Annotated in this window: 16 protein-coding genes; 5 read left to right on the top strand and 11 right to left on the bottom strand. The window is 50.4% G+C overall.

Features of this window, described 5'->3' with window-relative positions:
- The first annotated feature begins 54 nt into the window (after window positions 1-54).
- Both K3T83_RS03610 and K3T83_RS03605 read left to right on the top strand, forming a co-directional pair.
- Window positions 55-459: a MerR family transcriptional regulator gene (locus K3T83_RS03610; RefSeq protein WP_236064806.1), complete on the top strand. Its 405-nt coding sequence runs from the start codon at window positions 55-57 to the stop codon at window positions 457-459.
- Window positions 460-480: 21 nt separating this feature from the next.
- Entirely contained in the window at window positions 481-1,299 is an 819-nt protein-coding gene (locus K3T83_RS03605; RefSeq protein ID WP_220201610.1) for an SDR family oxidoreductase, read from the top strand.
- A 144-nt stretch (window positions 1,300-1,443) separates the two neighbouring features.
- Here the strand turns inward: K3T83_RS03605 and K3T83_RS03600 are convergent, their stop codons facing one another.
- The 7 genes from K3T83_RS03600 to K3T83_RS03570 all read right to left on the bottom strand — a co-directional run bounded on the left by K3T83_RS03600 (window position 1,444) and on the right by K3T83_RS03570 (window position 12,916).
- Window positions 1,444-3,072 carry a serine hydrolase domain-containing protein gene (locus tag K3T83_RS03600; protein WP_220201609.1) on the bottom strand — a complete coding sequence of 543 codons (1,629 nt, stop codon included), beginning with the start codon at window positions 3,070-3,072 and terminating at the stop codon, window positions 1,444-1,446.
- A gap of 230 nt (window positions 3,073-3,302) precedes the next feature.
- Window positions 3,303-5,567, bottom strand: coding sequence for an FAD-dependent oxidoreductase (locus K3T83_RS03595; protein WP_373324578.1), 2,265 nt, complete (start codon window positions 5,565-5,567; stop codon window positions 3,303-3,305).
- Window positions 5,568-5,583: 16 nt separating this feature from the next.
- Entirely contained in the window at window positions 5,584-6,471 is an 888-nt protein-coding gene (locus tag K3T83_RS03590) for a carbohydrate ABC transporter permease (protein ID WP_220201607.1), read from the bottom strand.
- Between the two features lie 24 nt (window positions 6,472-6,495).
- Window positions 6,496-7,479: a carbohydrate ABC transporter permease gene (locus K3T83_RS03585; protein ID WP_220201606.1), complete on the bottom strand. Its 984-nt coding sequence runs from the start codon at window positions 7,477-7,479 to the stop codon at window positions 6,496-6,498.
- A 2-nt stretch (window positions 7,480-7,481) separates the two neighbouring features.
- Window positions 7,482-8,807, bottom strand: a complete 1,326-nt coding sequence (locus K3T83_RS03580) for an ABC transporter substrate-binding protein (protein WP_220201605.1) — start codon at window positions 8,805-8,807, stop codon at window positions 7,482-7,484.
- Window positions 8,808-8,991: 184 nt separating this feature from the next.
- Window positions 8,992-10,053, bottom strand: coding sequence for a LacI family DNA-binding transcriptional regulator (locus K3T83_RS03575; RefSeq protein ID WP_220201604.1), 1,062 nt, complete (start codon window positions 10,051-10,053; stop codon window positions 8,992-8,994).
- A gap of 229 nt (window positions 10,054-10,282) precedes the next feature.
- Window positions 10,283-12,916 carry a family 43 glycosylhydrolase gene (locus K3T83_RS03570; RefSeq protein ID WP_220201603.1) on the bottom strand — a complete coding sequence of 878 codons (2,634 nt, stop codon included), beginning with the start codon at window positions 12,914-12,916 and terminating at the stop codon, window positions 10,283-10,285.
- Between the two features lie 451 nt (window positions 12,917-13,367).
- Here K3T83_RS03570 and K3T83_RS03565 point away from each other — a divergent pair, with 451 nt between their 5' ends.
- Window positions 13,368-14,858 (top strand): WD40 domain-containing protein, encoded by a 1,491-nt coding sequence (locus K3T83_RS03565; RefSeq protein WP_220201602.1) that lies wholly within the window; start codon window positions 13,368-13,370, stop codon window positions 14,856-14,858.
- A gap of 161 nt (window positions 14,859-15,019) precedes the next feature.
- Here K3T83_RS03565 and K3T83_RS03560 read toward each other — a convergent pair whose 3' ends face one another.
- Together K3T83_RS03560 and K3T83_RS03555 are read right to left on the bottom strand one after the other, a co-directional pair.
- Window positions 15,020-16,897 (bottom strand): ABC transporter ATP-binding protein, encoded by a 1,878-nt coding sequence (locus tag K3T83_RS03560; protein ID WP_220201601.1) that lies wholly within the window; start codon window positions 16,895-16,897, stop codon window positions 15,020-15,022.
- The gene (locus tag K3T83_RS03555) at window positions 16,897-17,856 is read right to left on the bottom strand and encodes an ATP-grasp domain-containing protein (protein WP_220201600.1); all 960 of its coding nucleotides are present in this window, start codon (window positions 17,854-17,856) and stop codon (window positions 16,897-16,899) included. Before K3T83_RS03555 ends, K3T83_RS03560 begins: the two co-directional genes overlap by 1 nt.
- Before the next feature lie 790 nt (window positions 17,857-18,646).
- Between K3T83_RS03555 and K3T83_RS03550 the strand changes: the two genes are divergently transcribed.
- On the top strand, window positions 18,647-19,003 hold the full coding sequence (locus K3T83_RS03550; RefSeq protein WP_220201599.1) for a helix-turn-helix domain-containing protein: 357 nt from the start codon (window positions 18,647-18,649) through the stop codon (window positions 19,001-19,003).
- Window positions 19,004-19,065: 62 nt separating this feature from the next.
- On the opposite strand, the gene K3T83_RS03545 is transcribed toward K3T83_RS03550, so the two are convergent.
- Entirely contained in the window at window positions 19,066-19,839 is a 774-nt protein-coding gene (locus tag K3T83_RS03545) for a sugar isomerase domain-containing protein (protein WP_220201598.1), read from the bottom strand.
- A 606-nt stretch (window positions 19,840-20,445) separates the two neighbouring features.
- Here K3T83_RS03545 and K3T83_RS03540 point away from each other — a divergent pair.
- A complete protein-coding gene (locus tag K3T83_RS03540; RefSeq protein WP_220201597.1) occupies window positions 20,446-20,964 on the top strand; it encodes an arsenate reductase/protein-tyrosine-phosphatase family protein in 519 nt (172 codons plus the stop codon).
- Between the two features lie 204 nt (window positions 20,965-21,168).
- Here the strand turns inward: K3T83_RS03540 and K3T83_RS03535 are convergent, their stop codons facing one another.
- Entirely contained in the window at window positions 21,169-21,648 is a 480-nt protein-coding gene (locus K3T83_RS03535; protein ID WP_220201596.1) for a DUF6194 family protein, read from the bottom strand.
- Window positions 21,649-21,678 lie beyond the last annotated feature (30 nt).

Raw genomic sequence — 21,678 nt, 5'->3', positions numbered from 1 at the left:
ATGTCAAGTGATATTACTACAACACAATCAGAAGCAACCCTGACTATCAAGGAAATGGCGGCTCAGAGTGGTATAAGCGAGTATACCCTGCGCTATTACGAGAAGATAGGACTGATCGAGCCGATCCCACGCGATGGGAGCAGCGGCCACCGCCGTTATAGCGCGGAGATGGCGCGGAGATTGGAGACGCTTGCGTGCCTGCGCGCCAGCGGCCTGTCCCTCGACGATATGCGGCAGTATCTTCGGTTGCGAGAACATGGTCGCGAATCGGCTGCTGAACAGAAGGCGCTGTTCCAGGCGCATGCCGAGAAAGTCGCGGAAGAGATTCGCCTGCTTCGGGTACGGCAGCGTTTTCTGGATGGCAAGGTTGCGTATTGGGATGCACAGATGAAAGGCGATACAGAACTGGCGGAGCAGATCGCTGCCCAGAATCAGGAGATCGCCAAAGAGTTGAAATAACACATCGTGAAGGAAAATTATATGACAAAAATATGGTTTATTACAGGAACCTCGAAGGGCTTTGGACGTGTCTGGGCGGAGGCAGCTCTCCAACGTGGCGATAAAGTTGCGGCGACGGCGCGTCACGTTGAGAGTCTGCAAGATCTTAACGAAAAATACGGTGAGAACATTCTGACGCTGACTCTGGATGTGACCGAAAAAGCAGCTGTCGAGAGGACGGTAAAGCAGGCGCATGATTACTTCGGTCGTCTGGATGTCATTATCAATAATGCTGGTTATGGGCAGTTTGGTGCTGTAGAAGAGGTCAGTGAGCAGGAGGCACGGGAGCAGTTAGAGACGAACCTGTTCGGAGCATTATGGGTGACTCAAGCTGCGCTTCCATACTTGCGTGAGCAGGGGAGTGGACACATCATCCAGGTTTCAAGTATTGGGGGCGTCAATGCTTTCGCCAATATCGGTATGTATCACGCAAGCAAATGGGGGCTTGAAGGGTTGAGCCAGGCTCTCAATCTGGAAGTGCAGCCTCTGGGCATCAAAGTAACCCTGGTCGAGCCGATTGGTTATGCAACGGACTGGGCTGGCCCTTCCGCCAGGTTTGCCCGGGAACTACCCGCTTACGAACATGTACGAGAGGCCAATCGTACTCGCAGAGGTGCAGCTCTTCGTGGTGATCCAGCTGCTACCGGACCAGTCATGCTGAAACTGGTCGATATGGAGCTGCCTCCACTGCGTTTCTTCCTGGGCAAAGGCGCACATGATGCCATCCATGCTGAGTACGACAAACGTCTGGCTGAATGGGACAAATTCAGAGATCTCAGCGAAGAAGCACATGGTGTGTAAGTGCGGCTTGATGCATAAATATGTATGCGACCTGTGATTCTGTTGGCGACCATCTCATAAAGCAGGGGTGATCTCTTCGCTTTATGAGATGGTCGCCAACAGTTTTCCTTTCAAAACATGAGTAGAAGGAGGATTTTCTATCGCTTAGGGGGTTCGCACGCGAATGAACGAGTCGTTCCCGGCTAAAGTAAGGCACCAGGCTTGTCCATCAATGATGGCATCAAAGCGAACGCGTTCTGGCAGAGCGGTTGATGCTCTGTTGCGCTTGTAACCGAAGTATTTCTCACCCAAATGAACAAGTTCTCGCTCATATCCTTCAGACTCAACAAGATACAGGTGCCCTTTGCGTAGGATGATCCGAACATGGCCCGTCCACGGACTCTCAGACATATAGTGACCAGGATAGGCGTTCCATTCGGGAGGAGAGACAAAGGTGTATGGTCCTGTGTAGCGCTTATGAGTCCACCAACTGGCACCATGCTCAAATTCCACTATCTGACCATTAGCTCGCTCAAAGTGACCAAAAAAGGACGCAAAGTCTGGATGGGGAATGAAGAAGGTGTCGGGCCACCGTTCTTCGAGGATAACATTGTTTCCTTGATACAACAGGATGACTTGATCGTTTTCGGCAATGAAGGTGAGAACTCCATTGCTTCCTGTGAATGTTCCTGTGTAGTCTCCTGCATTGGCAATCTTTTTTGGCTCATCGGGAGCGGTCATGACTGCTCCCTCTTGTTCCTGGTTGGTAGCACGTAGCAACGAGAGGGCATAGTGCGCCAGTTGCCAGGGCCAGGGCCAGCATTTCCCCGACAGCAAGATCACAATTCCCACCCCTTCATCCAGATTCCCCAGCATCATGGATTCATAGCCCAGCATGCCCCCAGGATGGTTGATATACAGATGACCGTCAACCTTCTGAGTAAACAGGCCATAACCAATCTGCCCGAAGGTGCCTGGAGCAATTACCTGAGTCATGAGGTCGAAACTCTTTTCCGAGAACAAACGACCATGCGGACCTTGACCCCGATTGAGGTACATGCGCAGGTAGGCGGCCATGTCTGTTGCTGTTGACAGAATGCAGCCAGCTGGACTCTCGTACTCAAACCAGGGCGCAGGCACCAGCGGATAGGAGCGATGAGAGGGACGATCATCATAGAAGGAGTGATATCCAAGAGCCAGGACGTTGCGACTTTCGTAGGTATTGGAAGGGAATGAGGAACGCATATCAAGTGGATCGAGAATCTGTCGCTGTAAAATAGCGGGAAAACGTTGCCCAAGCACGGTCTCCAACAGTGCTCCCAGCGTTTCATAGCCTACATCCGAATAATGAAACGCCGTTCCAGGAGCGGAGGCAAGCTCTGTTTCGCGCAACAGCCAGATCGCATGCCGTGATCCCAGGCTTCGCTCGGAGCCAGCAACAAGACCAGCCGTGTGGCTCATCAAGTGGTGTGCTGTGATCGGCTCTTCATAGGTGCTGTGGACCTGAAACCAGGGTAAGTATGAGGTGATCGGAGCGTGGATATCGAGCGTTCCAGCCTCATATTGTTGCATCACTGCCAGGCTGGTGAAAGTTTTTGTAATGGAGCAAATTTCAAAGCGTGTCTCTGCGGTCACTGGCACTTGTGCTGCGATGTCAGCATATCCATACTGTGCTGTATGCAGCAGGTGATGCCGATCTGTCAGTGCCACCATCAGCCCACCGATGGGTGTTGTCTGCATGAATTGGCGAATAGACTGATCAAGGCAATGAATCACGTGCTCAAAGGAATGCATAACACTATTTCTCCTCTGTATCATTGCCGCCAATTTTTCCCCTATACCTGATTCTACCACTTGTGCATCACATTGCAAATATGTATGAGCAAGGGTAATTGTGGCTTTTGTAGCTTGTCGAGGGATCACAAGGTGTAGGAGTGATTCATTCATCCCAGAGCAGCAGAGCTGTTGTTCCTTCCGTAGGCAGATCTATGGAAAGAGCAACAGCTCTACCCGTTTATTTCAATTTATTCAGCCCCGTAACAGCGCACGCCAAAAATCGCAGGAGGTGCGGCCCCATGAGTGGCGAGAGCGTGTATGGAGAGGCGATCAGTCACGATAGGGGGATCAAAATGCAGCGTATTGTGCGTTTGATAATTATCGTGTTCCTCAGCAACCATTTGTTCGGCAGCATTACACACGCGGTAATGGCTGACGCAGAAAGGAATAGTGTACTCAGGATGGCCCATCAAGACCGATTCCATTGCGTGATCGAAATCGGTATCAAAGGCCAGATCGAGGCGTGCAATGGTTTGTGGCTCCTGCCAGTTGAGTGTGAGTGTGGGCTGAGGATCATTCACAGCGGCAACCCAGGCATTGGGTCCGGCCGTGGGACGATCCACGCCATTGTAGACGTTTTCAGAGGTAAACAGACGAATAGGCGGACTAATGGTGATCGCAAAGTTGCGACCGTCAGGACGGCGCTGCGGCACCCAGAACTCGAATCCCTCCACGCCAATATCTTCGGGTGGCACCTGACTACGGCGATGAACGACCGATAACAGGCCGGTGACGCGCAGTTCACTGGTGCGAACTGCAACGTGCTCATTGTGTATCAGGCAATAGAAGACATAGCGCGGTTCATCGATCTGCGCTTGAAAGCGAGCTGTAATGTGTTGTTGCTGACCTGTAACCAGACGTAGATCGAGCGTGTCCAGTACTACATCTGGCGTATGATTATCAGGCCGATTGCTGGTACGCAACTCAAGGCGTAACGTGGTGGGAGCTGCCACATCAACCGTGAAAGAGACGGTTGGGACTACTCCCTTATCAACCGGAAGCAGTTGCGCCCAGGATTGGGTAAGCGGTAGCATAGGGCCATCGGGGGGCAGAGCAGACAGGTGCAATTGACTGGAAGCACTGATGCTGGCAAGGTTGGCGAGGTCATCAGGATCATCTAGACACTGCCTCGGAATATGTTGTCCGCGCTTTAGCAGTTCCCGCTGTAAGTGCTGCATCTGTTCTGGCGCACCCAAGTCTGCTGGAAGAAGATGCTGCTGTGCGCAAAGGGCCGCAGCCATTCCCACTGCCTGCGCGCCGTGCGCACAGGTTGCCATAACGCGCGACGAGCCAAAGGCGACGTGTGAGGCGCTGATAATGCGTCCTGCCAGGAACAGATTTGGAACGTTGCGGCTATAGAGGCAGCGATAGGGAATGCCGTAGATGCCGCGACTGTGCCATTGATTGCAGCCGGGGTGCTCGCTGAAGACGCCATCTGCTGGATGCAGGTCGATGGACCAGCCACCAAAGGCCACATCATCATCATGCCGACGCTGCTCGATGATATCCTGCTGGGTCAACATATATGGCCCCTCAAAACGGCGGCTCTCACGTTTGCCTGGAATCTGACCGACCCACTCTAGCGTCAGCGTTTCGGCCTCGGGGAATTCGCCTGAATTTTTAATGTGATTCCAGACTCCATAGACCACCTTCCACAATTCCCACTTGATCCGTTCGGTATCATGCACTGTGTCCAGGCGACCGCCATACTCAATCCACCACAGGCGACACCCGTACTCTTTGCTGTTGAAGCTGCGGAAGCGTGGAATTTGTGTGATATCATCAAGCGCGTAGGATGGTGGAACAAAGCGTACTGGCCTGCCTACATCCTTGCTGTAGAAGTAGAGCGAGTGACCCAGCAGGCTCCCATACTCCTCAGTGGGAGCGAACTCTTCCCCGAACTCTTCGCGTGACTCGGCACCCATGCGGAATGCTGCTCCGGCCAGGAATGCCAGCGTTCCATCACCGGAGGCATCGCAGAAAAGCGGCGCATGGACCTCGTACATCGTCGCATTCTGACTGCAAAATGCGCGGACAGAGGAAATGAGGTCGTCCTGACCTTTGTTCGCCTCAAAGACTGCTGTGTTAAGCAGCAAAGTAATATTTGACTCCTCGATGACCTTTTCCAGCAGCACCGTATCGAAGATCAGCGGGTTGCCCTCCGGGTTGCGGTACATATTTTCAACGAGCAGTTCGTCGATGACACCGCCCTCTCGCGCCCAGCGATTGTTGCTGTTCATATGGGAGGTCGCTCCCAGCACCCACAGACGCACTTCGCTTGATCCATTGCCACCCAGTACGGGGCGATCCTGAAGCAGGACAACCTTTGCTCCCGCGCGGGCAGCTGTGATTGCACAACATACACCAGACATCCCGCCGCCAACAATCGTCAGATCAGCATCGAGGCGCTGCATTGGAAAATCGCGGCGTTCGACTGGTGCTTCGTGCTTCATTGTCATGATAGACTCCTTATCCTTTCAAACCAGAGCGAGCTAATGCCTGAATGAACTGGCGCTGCATCACCAGGAAGAAGGCGATCACCGGCAGTACGGACGAGACTGCGCCAGCCATAATTAGCGAGGCGCTGAAGCCGCCGCTATCGTCCATATAATTTGTCAGGCCCAGTGGAATAGTAAAATTATGCTCAGAGGTCAGCATGACCAGGGGTGTTTCGTAATCGTTCCAGCTCCAGACAAAGGCTAGAATAGCCAGTGAAGCCAGAGCAGGTTTTGCCAGCGGTAAGATGATGCGCCAGTAGATTTGCCAATCGTTGGCTCCATCGATCCTGGCGGCATCGCTGAGTTCCTGTGGGATCGTCAGAAAGAACTGGCGCAGGAGGAAGGTGCCAAGCGCCGTAAAGATGCCCGGCAGAATCAGGGCCAGCAGCGTATCATAGATGCCGAGTTCCTGGAACAGGATGAAACGCGGCACCAGGAGCAACTGTGCAGGAATGATCAGTGTGCTGAGATAGACCAGGAAAAGGGCATTACGTCCTGGGAAACGCAGACGCGCAAAACCGTAGGCGGCGAGCGAGGCTGTAAAAAGCTCTCCCAGTACGCGACACACGGCAACGATGATGGAATTGCCAACATAGAGCGTCAAAGGATGGACACCGGTCCAGACTGTCAGATAGTTCTGCCAGACAAGCGGATCAGGTATCCAACGTACAGGTAGGCTGAAGACATCGATCTCGCGCTTGAGCGACGAAACCAGCATCCAGACAAAGGGCAGGATAAACAGGATCGCTATCATCCATAAGACAACGGATACAGCGGTCCAGGTGGCGCGTTTGCGTCGATGCATGTTCCAGTAAGGAGGCGTGGAACGTTGCCGCCGCTGTAAAAGAGGCATTGCCATAGCTCTCTTCTTCCCCTTTCTTCCTCAACTGTAGAATACAGAGTGTCGCTGAAATCGCCACAGTAACAATGTCAGCAGGAGTACCACCACAAACATCACCCAGGCCATAGCTGCCGCGTATCCAAAGCGATAGAACTGAAATCCGCTCAGATAGATGTAGTAGGACAACACCGTCGTTGAGCGTCCGGGGCCACCCTGTGTCATCAGGTTAATCATGCCGAAGTTTTGGGATGCACCGATAAAGCCAGTGACCAGCAAAAAGAAGGTGGCAGGGCTGATAAATGGTAGTGTAATCACACGCAGGCGCGTCCAAGCATTTGCCCCATCAAGAGCTGCCGCTTCGTGCAGTTCTTGTGGCACATCCTGTAAAGCTGCCAGGTAGATAATTGAAGCGTAGCCAACGCCACCCCAGACCGCCATCAAGATCAACGCTGGTAGCGCCCATTGCGACGAGACCAGCCAGAGCGGAGGATTGGCGATATGCAGCGCTCTCAGAGCAATATCAATTGGGCCGTAGGTCGGGTGATAGAGCAGAATCCAGGTGGTTGCGATGGCAACGGTGTTGGCGATAAAGGGGATGAAGAAAATAGCACGCAGAACGGCACGTCCGGCAATGGGACCGTTGAGCGCCAGGGCCAGCAACAGGCCGCCAACCGTAGTCAGCGGCACACTTGCTCCCGCATAGAAGAACGTGATGCGCGCACTTTCCCAGAAGTCCTTATCCTGAAACAGCGTCACGAAGTTTTGCAGTCCGACCCATTGGATTCCTTCAATGCCAGAGACGACATCCCATTTTGTAAAGGCGACCAGCAATGCAAATAGCAGTGGCACTAATGTAAAGAGCAGAAAGCCAATGAAATTAGGCGCGATAAACGCATAGCCCACCCATGCAGGCGGTTCACCGGAGCGGCGCGATCCACGTTGTGCTGTACCTCTTGAGTGCTGAGGGAGCTTATCAGCCAGGTTGTGTATTTGTTGGCGCGGCCGCCTATTCTCTAATGTACGCATGCTCAAGCTCCTGCTTTTTGAATGGCATCATCGCTCTGCTGCTTGATTGTTTGAATACATTGATCCAGCGAGACCTCGCCAATGAAATAGCGGTCAGTTTGCGCTTGCTGAATTTGTGTGATCTGAGCAGCGGCAGCAGTGATCGTTGGGTTGGCGAGGCGCATATGGTTGCTGAGGACCACGCGCTTATATGCTTCGACATCATAGAGCTTCTCTTTATTGGAGCCGAGCAGGTTATTGACCACATCGTCGGCACTGGTGCCGGGGAACGCAGGGTTGCGACCGCTGCGAATCATGTACTTCGCGCCCTCGCCTAGACTGTAGCGCAGGAACGTCCAGGCAGCTTCTTTGTTGCGCGTCTGGGCGTTAATTTGTATCCAGTTGTTCAGGCCGCCGGGCGTATAGGGATTGTCAATGCCATCTGGTTTCGGGAGCGGCATGAAGGTTGTCACGAAGTCATGAGGATAGCTTTTGGTATCGGTGATGTAGCGATGCCAGAAGTCGCTGGAACTGGCCATTGCGACCTGACCTTTGAGGAAGATGCTCTGGCTGTAGACGCGCAGGTTTTGGGCCAGTACTTCGGTCCAGGGGAAGGCGCTCTTCTCGACGATCATGTCGCGATGTAATTTGAAGCTTTCACGGAACATGGGATGATCAAAGTTCGAGGCTTTGCCTCCGCCTTTATACACATCGTTCGGGCCAAGCGCTGCGTACGCCAGATCAGGTGTATCGTAGGTGCCATAGACGCCCTTTTGTGAAAGTTTCTTGGTGATCTCACGAAACTCGTTAATCGTCCACTGCTCAGGCAACGTGATACCGGCGGCTTCGACCATGTTTTTATTGACAAAAATATAGGTTGGTCCCTGTGCGATCGGCAGACCCCAGTATTTCCCTTTATACTGATAAATAGCCTGAGATTGTGTTGTGACCCACTGTTTCGTTTCATTATCGGCATCGATAAACGAGCCAAGATCCAGGGCCGCGCCGGAGTCGATACGCTTGACCATACGACCGATTTCGTAGGACATGAAGAGGTCGATTGGCGTGCCACCTTCAAGAGCAGTATCCAGTTTTACGTTGCCAGTATTATCGTTGACGAAGCGCGTGTACTTGACCTTGATTGTGGGATATTTCTTCTGGAAAGCCTCGATGAGATCTGTGGGGCCACTCTCGGCGGGGACGCCGCCCCAGAAGTTGAGAGTGACGGGACCAGAGCCGCTCTTGATGGGGCCGGTTCCACAGGCAGCGAGCAGAGTAGCGGTGGCAGAGGTTGCTGCGATTCCCTGCAAAAACGTTCGGCGGCTGATTGAGGGGGATGCAGGTGTCATCTTAGACTCCTTTCAGATACTCTCAAAACAAATATTTCTCGACGTTGATTGGTTCCACATCACAGCAATTGCGAGTGGTTATCCTTCAATGGATTATCATTGTTCCACACGAGCAGTCTTGCGGTTGTACAGTAGTCTACCCGATTACATCGTTGTTCAGGATAGAGAAAATGATATGTATGCTTTATGCCTGATTTTCATGATGAGATGCAGGGCCGATAGAATCGCGAAGGACAACGTGCATCGGCAGCACAATGCGCAGGCGTTCCTCATCTGATTGTTCCGGCTCTAAAAGAGTTAGCAAGCGTTGTGCGGCAATCGTGCCTATGCGCTGCCAGTTAACGTGAATGCTGGAAAGCGATGGAATAGTAAACTGAGCGATAGGTTCGTTGTAGAAACCGACAACTGAGACGTTGGCTGGAACCTCAAGCCCGGCTTCGGAGAGTGCCCGGATGCCTCCTATTGCTAACGAATCACTAGCATAGAGAATGGCGGTAATGTTCCTTGTACACTGGATTAACGTTTGCGTCGCTTGATAGCCATCCTGCGCATCAAAATAACGGGCTGGTACGACTAGATTTGGATCAAAGGCCAGACCTGCTTCACAGAGGCCAAGTTTATAACCAGACAGTTTATCTATGCTGGTTGTTGTGGTAGATGGGCCGTTAATCATGGCGATGTGATGATGCCCCAGCCCTGCCAGAGTGGTGATCGCCTCGGTAGCACCCTGCAAATAGTCGCCCAGCACGCAATTAATCTCGTGTTTGCCTGCATGGGCAGCTGCCTGCACAAAGGGGATATGAGCTTCTTCTAACGCTGTGATCAGTGCTGGCGAAATCACACCGCCAATGATAATGACCCCATCTCCTTCTGTAAAATGAGTGAGGTCTTCCGGTGATGGATCTGCCATGTGAGTACGCAGGATGCTCATACGTATACCAGAACGACGTGCCACCAGTTCAATGCCATTAATAATTACATGGATGAAATTCGCGGGTGTATGCACCTCCTCATTCTCTGTTTGCTTACTATCAGGAAGGCCATCAGTAGCCACAATGATTGTACGGATATCAGCAGGAGCGCTCTGAGGGCGAGCCTCCATCATGGGATAACCGAGTTCATTGAGAACTTGAAGCACCTGATGGCGCGTAGCATTATCAACGTTTGGATAATTATTCAGCACGCGCGAGACGGTGGCAACCGAAACATTGGCACGGGTCGCAACATCGCGCAGTTTAACACGCATTGCTTCTATCCTGTCAGTGAAAATAATGATCATTGCTATGAAAATAGTATAGAGAATGAAAGTATCTTGCACAAGATGCGGTGAAAAACTTGCAAAAAATTTTCACAAGAAAGAAGGACATGATAGAGCACCTTCCAATTAATCTTTATGACGTTCAAGCTCTATTCGCTATAGAGATCAATTGGAAGGTGCTCTATCATGTCCTTCCAGGATTTTATGCAGAGATCAGCTAAGGCTGACTATATACATGCACATAATCGAAGTTGGCGGGGATCGTGTTGGCTGAGCCGCTGGAGAACGCGAACAGGCCGATCTTCACTGGAAAGGCTGACGAGGCGGCGGCGAGATCCCATGCTGTGCCCCTGATCCAATGGACCCCATCCACACTGCTATAGGGAGTGTAGATGTTGCCATGACGGTAGATGCGCAGCCAATCTGTGACGGTTGGCTGAGTGGCGGTATTTCCATTCTGCGTTGGGTGTAGATTCGAGAAGTAATCCCAACTCTCACCCTCAAGCGGGCACTGTTTGGCAGTATACGTTGTGATGGCTATATTGCTGCCTGATGCAGGCTTCACATCGCAGGCCGTCTGGTTGCCCGCCACAGGCTCCAGTGTTTCATGACCGGAGATGATCTTATTCAACGATTCATGATGGGTCGCTCCAACTTTGATATAGTGGTCGTCATCGCTATAAACGAGCAGACCTGCTTGCTGATAATTAGTGTTGGGATCGAAGATCATCTTCGTCTCCAGCATATAATCGCTGGTTGGCGGACTCTCTAGCAACAGATTTGTGGCGCTGTTGCTGTCGCGGTAGAGGTCGCCGTTGATGGTGATCGAGAGCTGCCCGTTTGCCAGTTTATGGCGAGTCGTATCTTCGTGTACCCATGACCATTGCTTGCCCAGCGAACTGTTGAATTCATCGGAGAATGCTGGTAGCAACGCTCCCGAAGGTGGTGTCGTCTGCGCAGGGGCGACATGATGGTTCAGGAGTGCGCTCTCCACATTGTCGAAAGCGGCCTGCGCGTTCTGTGTGATAAAGCCAACGCTCCCATCAGAGAGGCGAAAAGATGCTGGCAAGGTCCGGTCCTGTACAGCCAGAGGATCGCGCTGGCCGTTGGAAAGCGCGATCCGGAAATGGCCTGGTGCGCTGGTATTCTCGTCAATAGTGAGGTGATTCCAATCGGAGGGATCAAAGCCGGTGGGTAGTGCGGTTGCCTGCTCGCCCCCGGTTGCCTGACCATGCTGGTAGGGAATCGTTACCAGTTTATGTTGCGCAGGATCGATCAAGACGGCCACAAACGACCCATCTGTGCTGTAAGAGACTGCGCCACCGTAGCGCCCATTTGAGCCAGCTTTTTCCAGATGCAGATCGAACGCAACCCGAGATCCCGATGCGATCGTCTTTTGAGACACTACCAGACTTTGTCCGCTCAGTGCCGTTTGCTCGACAAAACCACCGGTGGCACAGTTCCCGGCGTTAACCTGCCATTTGCCACTCACTACATGCCAGTTCGCCTGTAGATCGTCGCCATTGCCAGAGGCGGAACAAGCATTCGCTGTGTTTGTGTTAAAGGTATCGCCGAAGATGGGGGTCATGATAGGAGCAACATTGGTGAGCGATGGACCTTTGCCGTCGTTGACAATCGGCCAGCCGTCCGTCGTCCAATCGATGCGGTCCAGCAACAACTGGCGGAAAGAGATGTTGGAGCCATTTACCCAGCCGTTGTTGGCATCGATGCCGTGATAGAGAATCCAATCCTGGCCGGCGAGATCGGTAATGACGGCGTTATGGCCCACGCCTCGCCATTTATTGCCGTTTGGTTTGAGCGTTGGATAGCCTCCACCCTGGGCACCGACATTATCGCCTGCGGGATCATCGGAAGGGCGTTGCGTTGGCACGGGTTTTCCGGTCGCTGTGATCATCGGGAAACCGTTCTGGTCGAGAAATGGTCCGAGTGGTGACGTTGCTCGGCTGACCTCCACACTGTAGGCCGTCTCAGGACCATTGCAGCAGTTTGCCGCAGAAGAGAAGTTATAGTAATACGCTTTGCCGTTTACATCGTGGCGAATGATATACGTGCCCTCATAGTGATCCCAATGTCCAATCTGATAGGTCGATCCAGTCACATGCAGGCCGTCAGCGGACAACTTTTGGACGACTGTGCCGCCATAGAAGCTGCCATAGTACATATAGTGCTGGCCATCTTGGTCGGTGAAGACGGCAGGATCGATGGTCCAATAATAGCAGTTGGGGTCGGTGTTGTAGACGCAGGAGCGAGGTGGCACAATCGGTCCATGCTGGAAACTGCCACCTGCCGAATCACCCATATCCTGCCAGGGACCAGCGGGGCTATCCGCAACGGCTACCCCGATAGCGCTGTTCCCGGCAGGTGCATTATACTTTGGCAGCGCTAAAGTTGACGAGGCAGTGTAATACATATAATACTTATGATTGAAATATTGGAGGTCCGGTGCCCACAGACCTGCATTGGGATCAACCCAATCGGGGCGAGCAGTGAAGGCATCGTGTACAAACTGCCAGTGAATGAGATCGGTGGAGCGATAGGTGGGCAGGAGGTGAAACGAGCCATCTTCCCAGCGATCTGAAGTGGCAATCACATAATAATAGCCATCAAGCCCTTTGATAATCGCTGGATCGGGCAATGTTTGAGCGATGATGGGATTGCTATAAGTAGTGCTGGTCGCAATCGGTTGATGAGGCGATGCGCTTTGATTTGAGGAAGAGGTCTGAGCGCCGACCTGGGCTGGAAAAAGTAGGAGAAATAGCAGCAGGGCCGCGAGAGTGGAGAGGAGACGTTTCAGAAACAGTGATCGTGATACAGTAAATACTCGTAGCATTGACAGCTCCTTTGCCTGGGAATGTAACATCCCTGTAAATCAGTTGCTACAGCGATTGTAGAGGCAGCGCTAAAAACCCCATTTAGAGCGCTACCAAAGAGGTTGTGTCGGAACATTGTTATAGAAAGACGGCAGATCCTATAACAAGAATAGTATACAACAAAAATTTTTGCTGCCCCAGTTGCTCCAATGGTATCCTCTATCTTATTTCCTCTTTTTTAGGGACTTTTGTTTTAAAACAAAAGTTCCGACTGAAAAGTCAATATGATTGACATAGACTCATTATTTTGTTACCATTTTTATGACGCCTATAGGCTTCCATCCAGCTTTCTCTATTTCAGTGCATGTCTTCCCTGCTTGTAGCTACCTTCCCATAAGGGCTACACAAAACCCTGGCGTTGTGTGAGTTATATCCTGAGAGCAAGCAGGGATATCGTTAAAGAGATATTTAGTGGATAAGAGGCGAGCAATGCTTTCTCTATTACGTCGAGAACGAGAACGGCGCGGCTGGTCACGTGATTATGTTGCTGCGAAGGTTGAGGTTGATGTCGCAACTGTGGGACGCTGGGAACGAGGAGAACGGGTTCCTCAGCCCTATTATCGGCAGAAACTCTGTACACTCTTTGAGAAGAATGCACAGGAACTCGGATTGCTTGTGGATGCTTTTGAGGAGTCAGATGATCTGGAAATGGTTGCTGACCACCCCTCAGCAGTTAGTAAGCTCAACAATGAACAACGAGCACAACGCCTCGCCGCAAGCTCCTTTTCACCAACGCCGTCGTCGCGCTCTGCAAACTCTGAGGAGAGTGCTCAAGCAACTGCTTCATTACAGACCCCGACAGCGACTATTTCACCGGAGACACCCTCACTTATGGTTGGTAGCCAGGAGCAGGCAGGGCAGAAGCATCCCTCGCGGCGTACGCTGCTCGTGGGTCTGTTGGGGGGAATAGTGGGAGCTGGTATGGGGAGTGCTGTTAGCTGGTTAGTGCTCTCGCGCAGTCCGGTGGTAGTGCCCGCGCCCAAAGCAATCATGAATAGCACACGTGTACTCTATCGCGGATATCAGGCTGGAGTGCATGCAGCGGTATGGTCGCCAGATGGACGACGTATTGCATCAGGTGGTGCTCTCGACGATGCGGTACAGATGTGGGATGCGACCAGCGGGCAGAATGTTGTGCGTTATCATATTCATTCTCCCTCAGTGAACGCGTTGGCGTGGTCGCCGGATGGAAAGCACTTTGTTTCAGCGAGCGGCAGCTTCCTGGGATCTGGTGATGATCACACTGTGCAGGTGTGGGATGTTGCTAGCAGGAGCAGCATCGTGACCTACCACAAACATACGAAGGAGATACGTGCGGTGGCGTGGTCGCCAGACGGCAGATATATAGCCTCGGCGGGAGATGATAAGGTTGTGCAGGTGTGGGATGCCGCCTCTGGGGATACCGTGTATACCTATAAAGAGCACACCTTTCCTGTTTATGCTGTAGCGTGGTCGCCGGATGGGGAGCGCATTGCTTCAGCTGGAAGTGACAAAGTTGTGCGTGTCTGGATGGCAAGGACTGGACAGCAGAAAATGACCTATCAACACAGTGATTTTCTCAGAGCGGTGGCGTGGTCGCCAGATGGGAAGTACATTGCATCGAGTGGAGGCTTTGTTGATATGACTGTGCAGGTGTGGGATGCGATCACCGGTCAGCAGGTGCTTGTTTATCGGGGCCATAGTCAGGGAGTGAATACAGTGGCGTGGTCGCCGGATGGGAAGTATATTGCTTCTGGGAGTTCGGACAAAACAGCTCAGGTATGGTTATCTGCGAGTGGCGATAGGGTATTCACATATAGTGAGCATACGCTTGAGATAAATGAGATTGCGTGGTCGCCTCAACAATCGTTGATCGCCTCTGCTAGTAACGATGGGACCGTGCGTGTCTGGAAAACGAGCTGATCGCTGTTCATGTAAGCATGAGGTATCCCGAATTCTCTGGGCGTCTATTGATACATAGACCTTCAGGGCTTGAATTAGAGATATCTTCACTATTCCTTTTGCTATTCGTTCAGGTTCTGGTCCCTGCTCTAAGTTTAGTTTGTATAGCTGTTTTTGTCACTTTAACATTGGTTGCTATTTGAATTATATCGGTTCTTTTCAGCAAGCATACACGCGAATATTCCGTTTTTCTGTCGCAATTCATTCAATGTACCCCGTTCAGCGATTTTTCCTTCCCGAAGGACAAGAATCTCGTCCATAGAACCGAGAATATTGAGGCGATGAGAAACTATAAGTACCGTCCGGTTTGCCATCAATATACTCAGTGCATGCATGACCTCCGCTTCGGTTTCCACATCTAGGTTCGCTGTGGGTTCATCCAGAATCAGGATAGGGGCATCGCGCAAAATTGCACGCGCAATTACGATTCGTTGGCGCTGCCCACAGGAGAAGTTCTTGCCCTGCTCGTAAACGGGCGTATCATAGCCTAGTGGCATACTCATAATGAAATCATGAATGCGCGCTTTTTTGGCGGCGTTGATGATTTGATCCAGGCTTGCGTCTGGTTGTCCAATCTCGATATTGTTGCGAAGCGTCCCCTCAAAAAGTACAGAGTCCTGCGACATCAAGCTCACATTCTGACGTAGAGAAGTGAGTGCAAACTCCTTGATATTCACACTGTCGATTTTGATGCAGCCGTGCTGAACTTCATAGAAGCGTAATAGTAGATTGACTAATGTCGTTTTGCCACTGCCGGAGAGCCCAACGAGTGCTATTTTTCGGCCAGCTGGAATATGGAGATGAATTCCTTTCAACACGGTTTGATCCTTTGTATACCCAAAGAAGACATTCTCATAGGTAATATGCCCACGCAAATGCACGGGTTTCTTCTGAACTTCAAAATGCTTGTCCACTTCGGGAGTCTGGTTGAGTACCTCCTGTAAGCGTTCTGTCCCGGATGCTGCCAGGGTTGCCAGACTGGCAAGCTTCGAGAGATTGCGCATTGGCTGGTAGAGCATTTTCAAGTATGTGAGAAAAACCACCAGCGTGCCAATGGTGAGGCGTCCTTGTTCAATAGTAAGAAACCAGAAGACAAAATCACTGATAGCTGCAACATATGCTCCTATACCGATGATAAAGGTCGTCCCTAGAGCAACCATGATGGCGACGAGAGGAGTAAACTGGGCCTGGAGGATACCTGCGCGCAGGGCAACCTCCCTGTTCTTCTCTGTATGGATCGCGAAGCGCTTCGCTTCACTCTGTTCCATCGTGAATGCTTTCACTTCTGTAATGGCTCCAATATTCTCTGATGCGATGTGAGCAACTTGGCCGGTCGCCCAGGACGCCTTTTTGGTCGCTTGTTTGATACTGAAGGTGTATTTGAGTATGAGGAGAAAGAGCGCTGGGATGAGCAGGATAGCCAACATGGTAAAGCGCCAGTCGATAAGCAACATGATCACACTGACACCCAGGACAGTGAGAATACCCGCTAATAGATCGATCAGGCCATCAGTGACCAATTTTTCAATGTTGGTGATATCTCCTACCACCCGCTGGACGAGATCACCTTTTTTCTGCCGGCTATGCCATCCAAGCGGCAAAAGTTGTAAATGCCCGAAGAGTTGGCGACGTAAGCTCAACGTCAGATTCTGTCCCACAATGGTGGCGATAGACATCTGAAGGTAGGTAAGTAGCGCACTTATCTGGTTAAAGATCAGCAGCATAGCTGTTGCAAACAGAATGATGCCAAACGTACTGTGTTTTCCAGGTGGAACTGTCATCAAACGGTGGGTGGTATCCAATGTATCGAAAAAATCGAGTATGTTGCCCAGGAATGGATATGTTAGAGAAGGATCCACGTTATCTTTGACCTTATCGATGATAAATTTGAGTGGAAATGGGGCGAGAAGATCCGCCATCACTTGAAGGCATGTCATCATCGTCGCAATCAGAATGATGAGACGATGTCCTTTCAGATTGCGATACAGGAAGCCAACCATTAGTAGCTCCTCCATACTTTCTTGACGAAACCTGAAGAATTCTGACTGAAGCGTTGCCCTGGTGATGAAAGCATTTCCAGGGCTCTGGTGTTGTGTTGCGTCAATTGATGGTTATCTTGTCTAAAAAGAGATATGGGCGTATGCTGACGTTTCATTTTCTGGGCAACGTGCAATATGTGGTTTGCAATCCGTGGGATCGCTGCTGATACATGCCCAAAGCTCGGAAAATCGTTGATATCTACCACAAATAGCCCATGAGAAGTCTCAATTATGTCTAGACCATAAATATCCAGACCAAAGATAGATCCTATGCGTAGCGCCAGCTCATGTTGTTCAGCAGTTGTTGGGATGCATTGTTTTTCCACCCGCATTTCTGGGTGTAATGGAGACCCCTGGACGACAGAAAAGACTTCATCACCTATCACATAGATTTTGATGTCAAAACCAACATTTTTTATATAACGCTGTGCGAGAAAAAAACGGTTATGAGCTTTTACCAGGCGTAGTGTTGCCAATTCTGCTGGATTCTTGACAAGATAAATATCACGTCCGCAACTCCCATTGGAGGCTTTGATGACTAATGGATAGGCCGCTTGCGGCACTTGCTGTAACAGGTGTGGATCTGCTACAAAGTAGGTCTGTGGAGTTGGGATATCATGTGCATGTGCCAGGGCTATCGCAATGGTTTTGTCCCGTACCAGGCGAATCGCGCGTGAACTATTAATTGTGGGAATCCCTATCGCTTCAGCAGCTTCCAGGAGGCTCAATCCCGGACCATCGGAGACTGTTTTCAGAATAAAGGCATCGTAGTCCTGCTCCGTGAAATGGCATAAGTTGGTGATAGCCGTCTGTGGCTCCAATAGGTCAACATTATGTCTCCATGTACGTAACTGATCTACGACAGCCATTGGCATCGTTTCATTTTTATACTTCTTCTCAACAATAAAACAGAGCCGCATTTCACTTCCCCCTAATGAAGCACTATGCCTGATCATTGTTATCAGGAACTGGAGGTACGAAGATCAATCCAAGATATTTCTGGTTTCCCAGTATATTCAGTTAAGCTAATCCTTCCAGATATTCAGTTCAGGCTGTTACTACAGGGTCTATCAATATCGCCTCTCTTGGAAAATTAATGATACTCGTATAGACATACTGTAGGAAGCAAACTGATGACCCCTTACTCTCTAAGGCAATCGGTATTCCATATATATGGAATTGCTTATATTGTATGTCTGTTGCTAATGTTTATATAAATATAATTGCTTTTTCTTAAAAATACAATAGAGATAGCTCTTCAATGAATATTTTAAATTTTTGTAATGTAAGATTTGGTTAATAGCCGCATAAATATATAAGATATATCTATTTTGCAAATATCGTCTCTATGAACTGATGCTTATCTATGATAAGTGTAATATGTTTTTGCTAATGCATATTTTATAATTTATCTCAATCAGTATTACTATTTCAAAGAAGGAGAACTTCAGAAGTATTGGTCCTCTTAGTTTATTGGGAATGTTTCTGGTCCAAAAAGGGCGGTTCCTTGCCGGAAAGAACATTATCACAAATGTCATATATGTTATGAATTTGTCATTTATGTGTCATCTGTTTGCGCTTCTCTATGAGACGTAGACTGGGTTATGCTTGTCTCTGAAAAAGGTTTTGTAGATCAAGTGGAGATAGCAGGCTGCTAAACAAATGGGTGTCGATACGTATACTTTCAGCCAAAAAGGAGATACTACGCTCATGATCGTCTCTTATGAAGATGTAGCTCAGTCTCGACCTCAGAAGCACTCCGTGAGTGTAATCGGTATTCGGTGGAATGCAAAGAGGCGCACGATAGTTATCGGCGATAGGACAGTTACACTCACTCCAACTGAATACCATCTTCTCTGTTCTTTGCAGTACGGCGTGCCTATTACCTACACTGACCTGGTCCGAACCGTCTATAACTGTGCGCTTGATGAGAAAGTACGGATCATGCTGGATAAACACATTGATAGAATTCGTGGGAAGATACGGGGGAGCGGCATCTACGTCTATTGTGTCCTCACTTATGGATATTTGCTTTTTGACGAACTCTTGCCGGAAGAAGAGGGATAATAAGGCCAGTGAGATCATGAGACAACTGCCCCTATGACCGAAGGATTGTGAGAGAGAAGCGGCTAGCCTTTGTAGCGCACACGCTTTTCGTAGCGCTGTTGGAGCAACAGGTTGCGCTCGATTCCTCCTTGAATGTTGTCCGAGACAAAGGCGGGAACCTCTTTCCCACGCGCAAGCAGAATGCGAGCTATTTCTGTAGTCAGCAACTGGGCGATCAAAACGCCACTGAGCGATGAAGCTGAACTGATCTGCTCTCCTGTAGGCAGTCCCAGCAGTGTATCCCCATGGGCAGTGCAGGTATCGATGACAATATCAGCAAGTTTGTAGACCTTGTGGCCCAGAGGATGGCGCGAAGGCGTGCGCTGCGTATGCTCCAGAGAGGTGAGGGCGATGAGCAGGTGTTTCCGCTTTTTTACCTGGAGGGCGTATTCGACAATGGCGGCGTTGACCCCCGATTGCGAGGCGATGAAAAAGACATCTTGCGGTTCGATCTGGTGGCAGTCGAGTAGTGCTTTGCCAGCCTCCTGGTCGCGCTCACATTCCAGCGCGCGGGCACGCTCCAATGTCCAGGTGCCGTAGAGTGCCAGATCTTCAAGATCTATGCGGTTAACTGGCGCTAATCCCCCGGCTCGGTGAACCAATTCGGCGGCGAAGGCACGTGAATGCCCTGAACCAAAGGTATGAATGACTCCCTCACGCTCAATGCAGTCTGCGCATACCTGTGCGGCTCGCTGGATGGCCCCCGTCTGGGTGGCGAGTACCTTTTCCAGGACGGAGGAGAGCTGTTGCCAGCACAACTGTATGGTAATGTGGTGATGGTGACTGCCTATATTCATTAATATCTCTTCTCTGCTCTCTGTTCATTCCTCATTAGCTCCAAGAGGATCAGGAAGATGGTGGAAAAGGGGATCGCTCCTGTGAGTATGAGAAACGAGTATTTGGAAAAACCGTCTCTTAATTAGTATAGTGTTTTCTGAGAGATTTTGCGACCTTTCTCAAAAGAGAATATTTAAAGCATTGCTTACAGCTTTCTTTCCTCCATTTTTCCGCACCGTCTACATCGATGAATGAGTGTATCATCAGTGACGATCCGCTCCCAGTCATGATAGAGGGCAAAGAGGCACCTCAAGGACTTGAGCCAATGAAGCACACGCATACAGGAGATCCTTTCGCAGTGGATGATGAGTACTTACGAGCACTATGCCTATTTCCTAGTTCTCCGCTACCACTGATGTTTTCTGGTTAAGTATAGCTGAAGGCATGAAAAAGTACATCCGTGAAATCACCTGATTATTGTTTTCTAGTGTATTTTTTGTGACCTGATGCATTGAACTACCCCCTGGCCTTGTGCTTTGATATGAGCAATCCGCTAACGTTCATAAGAGCGGACCTCCAGGCTACTCAACTAGCTCCTTGAAGGGAAACAAGAAGGAAAACGAACGATGCCAGCAAAGCGAAAACAGGTTTATGTTGGATGTAGAGCTAATGTCAACCGCAGTTTTCTCCTCGAACACCTGCTGCTAGAGCATATTAGCAGAGCCTCTTTACCGATTGAGGTTCGTTCGGGAGGAGTGAAGGTCGTAGAAGGACTTCCCAATATGTCGTATTACCCTGCTGGGGTGATCGAGTTCATCCAGGCACTTCAGAGGACAGGACTCGATTTCATTATTCCACACATTCGGCAGCATCAGGCACACGCGTTTACCATTCCAGACCTGCACAGTGCAGATCTCGTCATTACTATGACGAAGAAACAGCGAGATCATCTCAAGCAATATGCTCCTCCGACATCTTCTGTCATTATGCTTTCTCAATTACGTGATCCTTCACGTGAGGAAGATGTCTTTGATGCGATGCAGGAGCCGCGCATTAGCGTAGAAGCCTTTGTCTGGCAAATTGCTCAACTTCAGTACTATCTCGATATTGAGGCTCTCAAGACCCTCCTGCGTCTTGTACCCTGAAAACTACGAGAGAACAGAACCATACTTTGAGCATGTAAAGCCTGTGAGTGGAATCAGAATCAATCGGCGGGCGATCTGCTCGCTTTTCTGAGCAAGCGTCACCCGCCAGTGTATCAAAACTTCGCCTACAGGGTCTCGTTGCTGGAAAAGAAATGCGCAGCGAATCGAGCAAAATGCCCGGATTTTATCTTCCCCATGTGGGGGTTAGCTCCGTGCCGCCAGTCTCCTGTACTTGCTTACCGCCATGTTATACGCCTCAGCAAGGAGAGTCTGAACAGTTGTTTTAAACATCTCATCGCTGGGGTTGAGTATACAAGTCCAATACATCCGGCCGTACACAGGGTGGGGCATCACCTGATTCAGGGCTGTGAAGTCGTAATCACTGCTGGAAGTATCGTCACTTTTAGGTGTGCTGTTTTTGTCAGAGGGAAGTGCGCGTTCGCCGAAGAGAGAGCGAAACGTCTGCTTGCTGATGCCGATGTTCAAGCGAAAGACCGATGGGCGGTTGAGATCGGAGAATTGGTCATTGATATCGCTTGTCACAATCGTCGCAAACATAAACCTGTGATCCGGCGGTACGTTCCCATCCGGGTTGTAGAAGAAGAAACTGTCGCCTGAAGCAATCATGACATCCACACCTTCGAATGTCTCGGTGATATACTGGCTGATCTCAGATTCATTCATGAAGATTGGTCCTTTCCTGATTATTGTACT

It is taken from the genome of Reticulibacter mediterranei, assembly GCF_016587455.1.
This window is presented reverse-complemented; position numbering and strand designations above follow the sequence as displayed.

Coding starts and splice junctions, on each gene's coding strand:
- K3T83_RS03610 (WP_236064806.1), top strand. CDS start 55: ATGGCGGCTCAGAGTGGTATAAGCGAGTATACCCTGCGCTATTACGAG.
- K3T83_RS03605 (WP_220201610.1), top strand. CDS start 481: ATGACAAAAATATGGTTTATTACAGGAACCTCGAAGGGCTTTGGACGT.
- K3T83_RS03600 (WP_220201609.1), bottom strand. CDS start 3,072: ATGCATTCCTTTGAGCACGTGATTCATTGCCTTGATCAGTCTATTCGC.
- K3T83_RS03595 (WP_373324578.1), bottom strand. CDS start 5,567: ATGAAGCACGAAGCACCAGTCGAACGCCGCGATTTTCCAATGCAGCGC.
- K3T83_RS03590 (WP_220201607.1), bottom strand. CDS start 6,471: ATGGCAATGCCTCTTTTACAGCGGCGGCAACGTTCCACGCCTCCTTAC.
- K3T83_RS03585 (WP_220201606.1), bottom strand. CDS start 7,479: ATGCGTACATTAGAGAATAGGCGGCCGCGCCAACAAATACACAACCTG.
- K3T83_RS03580 (WP_220201605.1), bottom strand. CDS start 8,807: ATGACACCTGCATCCCCCTCAATCAGCCGCCGAACGTTTTTGCAGGGA.
- K3T83_RS03575 (WP_220201604.1), bottom strand. CDS start 10,053: ATGCGTGTTAAACTGCGCGATGTTGCGACCCGTGCCAATGTTTCGGTT.
- K3T83_RS03570 (WP_220201603.1), bottom strand. CDS start 12,916: ATGCTACGAGTATTTACTGTATCACGATCACTGTTTCTGAAACGTCTC.
- K3T83_RS03560 (WP_220201601.1), bottom strand. CDS start 16,897: ATGGTTGGCTTCCTGTATCGCAATCTGAAAGGACATCGTCTCATCATT.
- K3T83_RS03555 (WP_220201600.1), bottom strand. CDS start 17,856: ATGCGGCTCTGTTTTATTGTTGAGAAGAAGTATAAAAATGAAACGATG.
- K3T83_RS03550 (WP_220201599.1), top strand. CDS start 18,647: ATGATCGTCTCTTATGAAGATGTAGCTCAGTCTCGACCTCAGAAGCAC.
- K3T83_RS03545 (WP_220201598.1), bottom strand. CDS start 19,839: ATGAATATAGGCAGTCACCATCACCACATTACCATACAGTTGTGCTGG.
- K3T83_RS03540 (WP_220201597.1), top strand. CDS start 20,446: ATGCCAGCAAAGCGAAAACAGGTTTATGTTGGATGTAGAGCTAATGTC.
- K3T83_RS03535 (WP_220201596.1), bottom strand. CDS start 21,648: ATGAATGAATCTGAGATCAGCCAGTATATCACCGAGACATTCGAAGGT.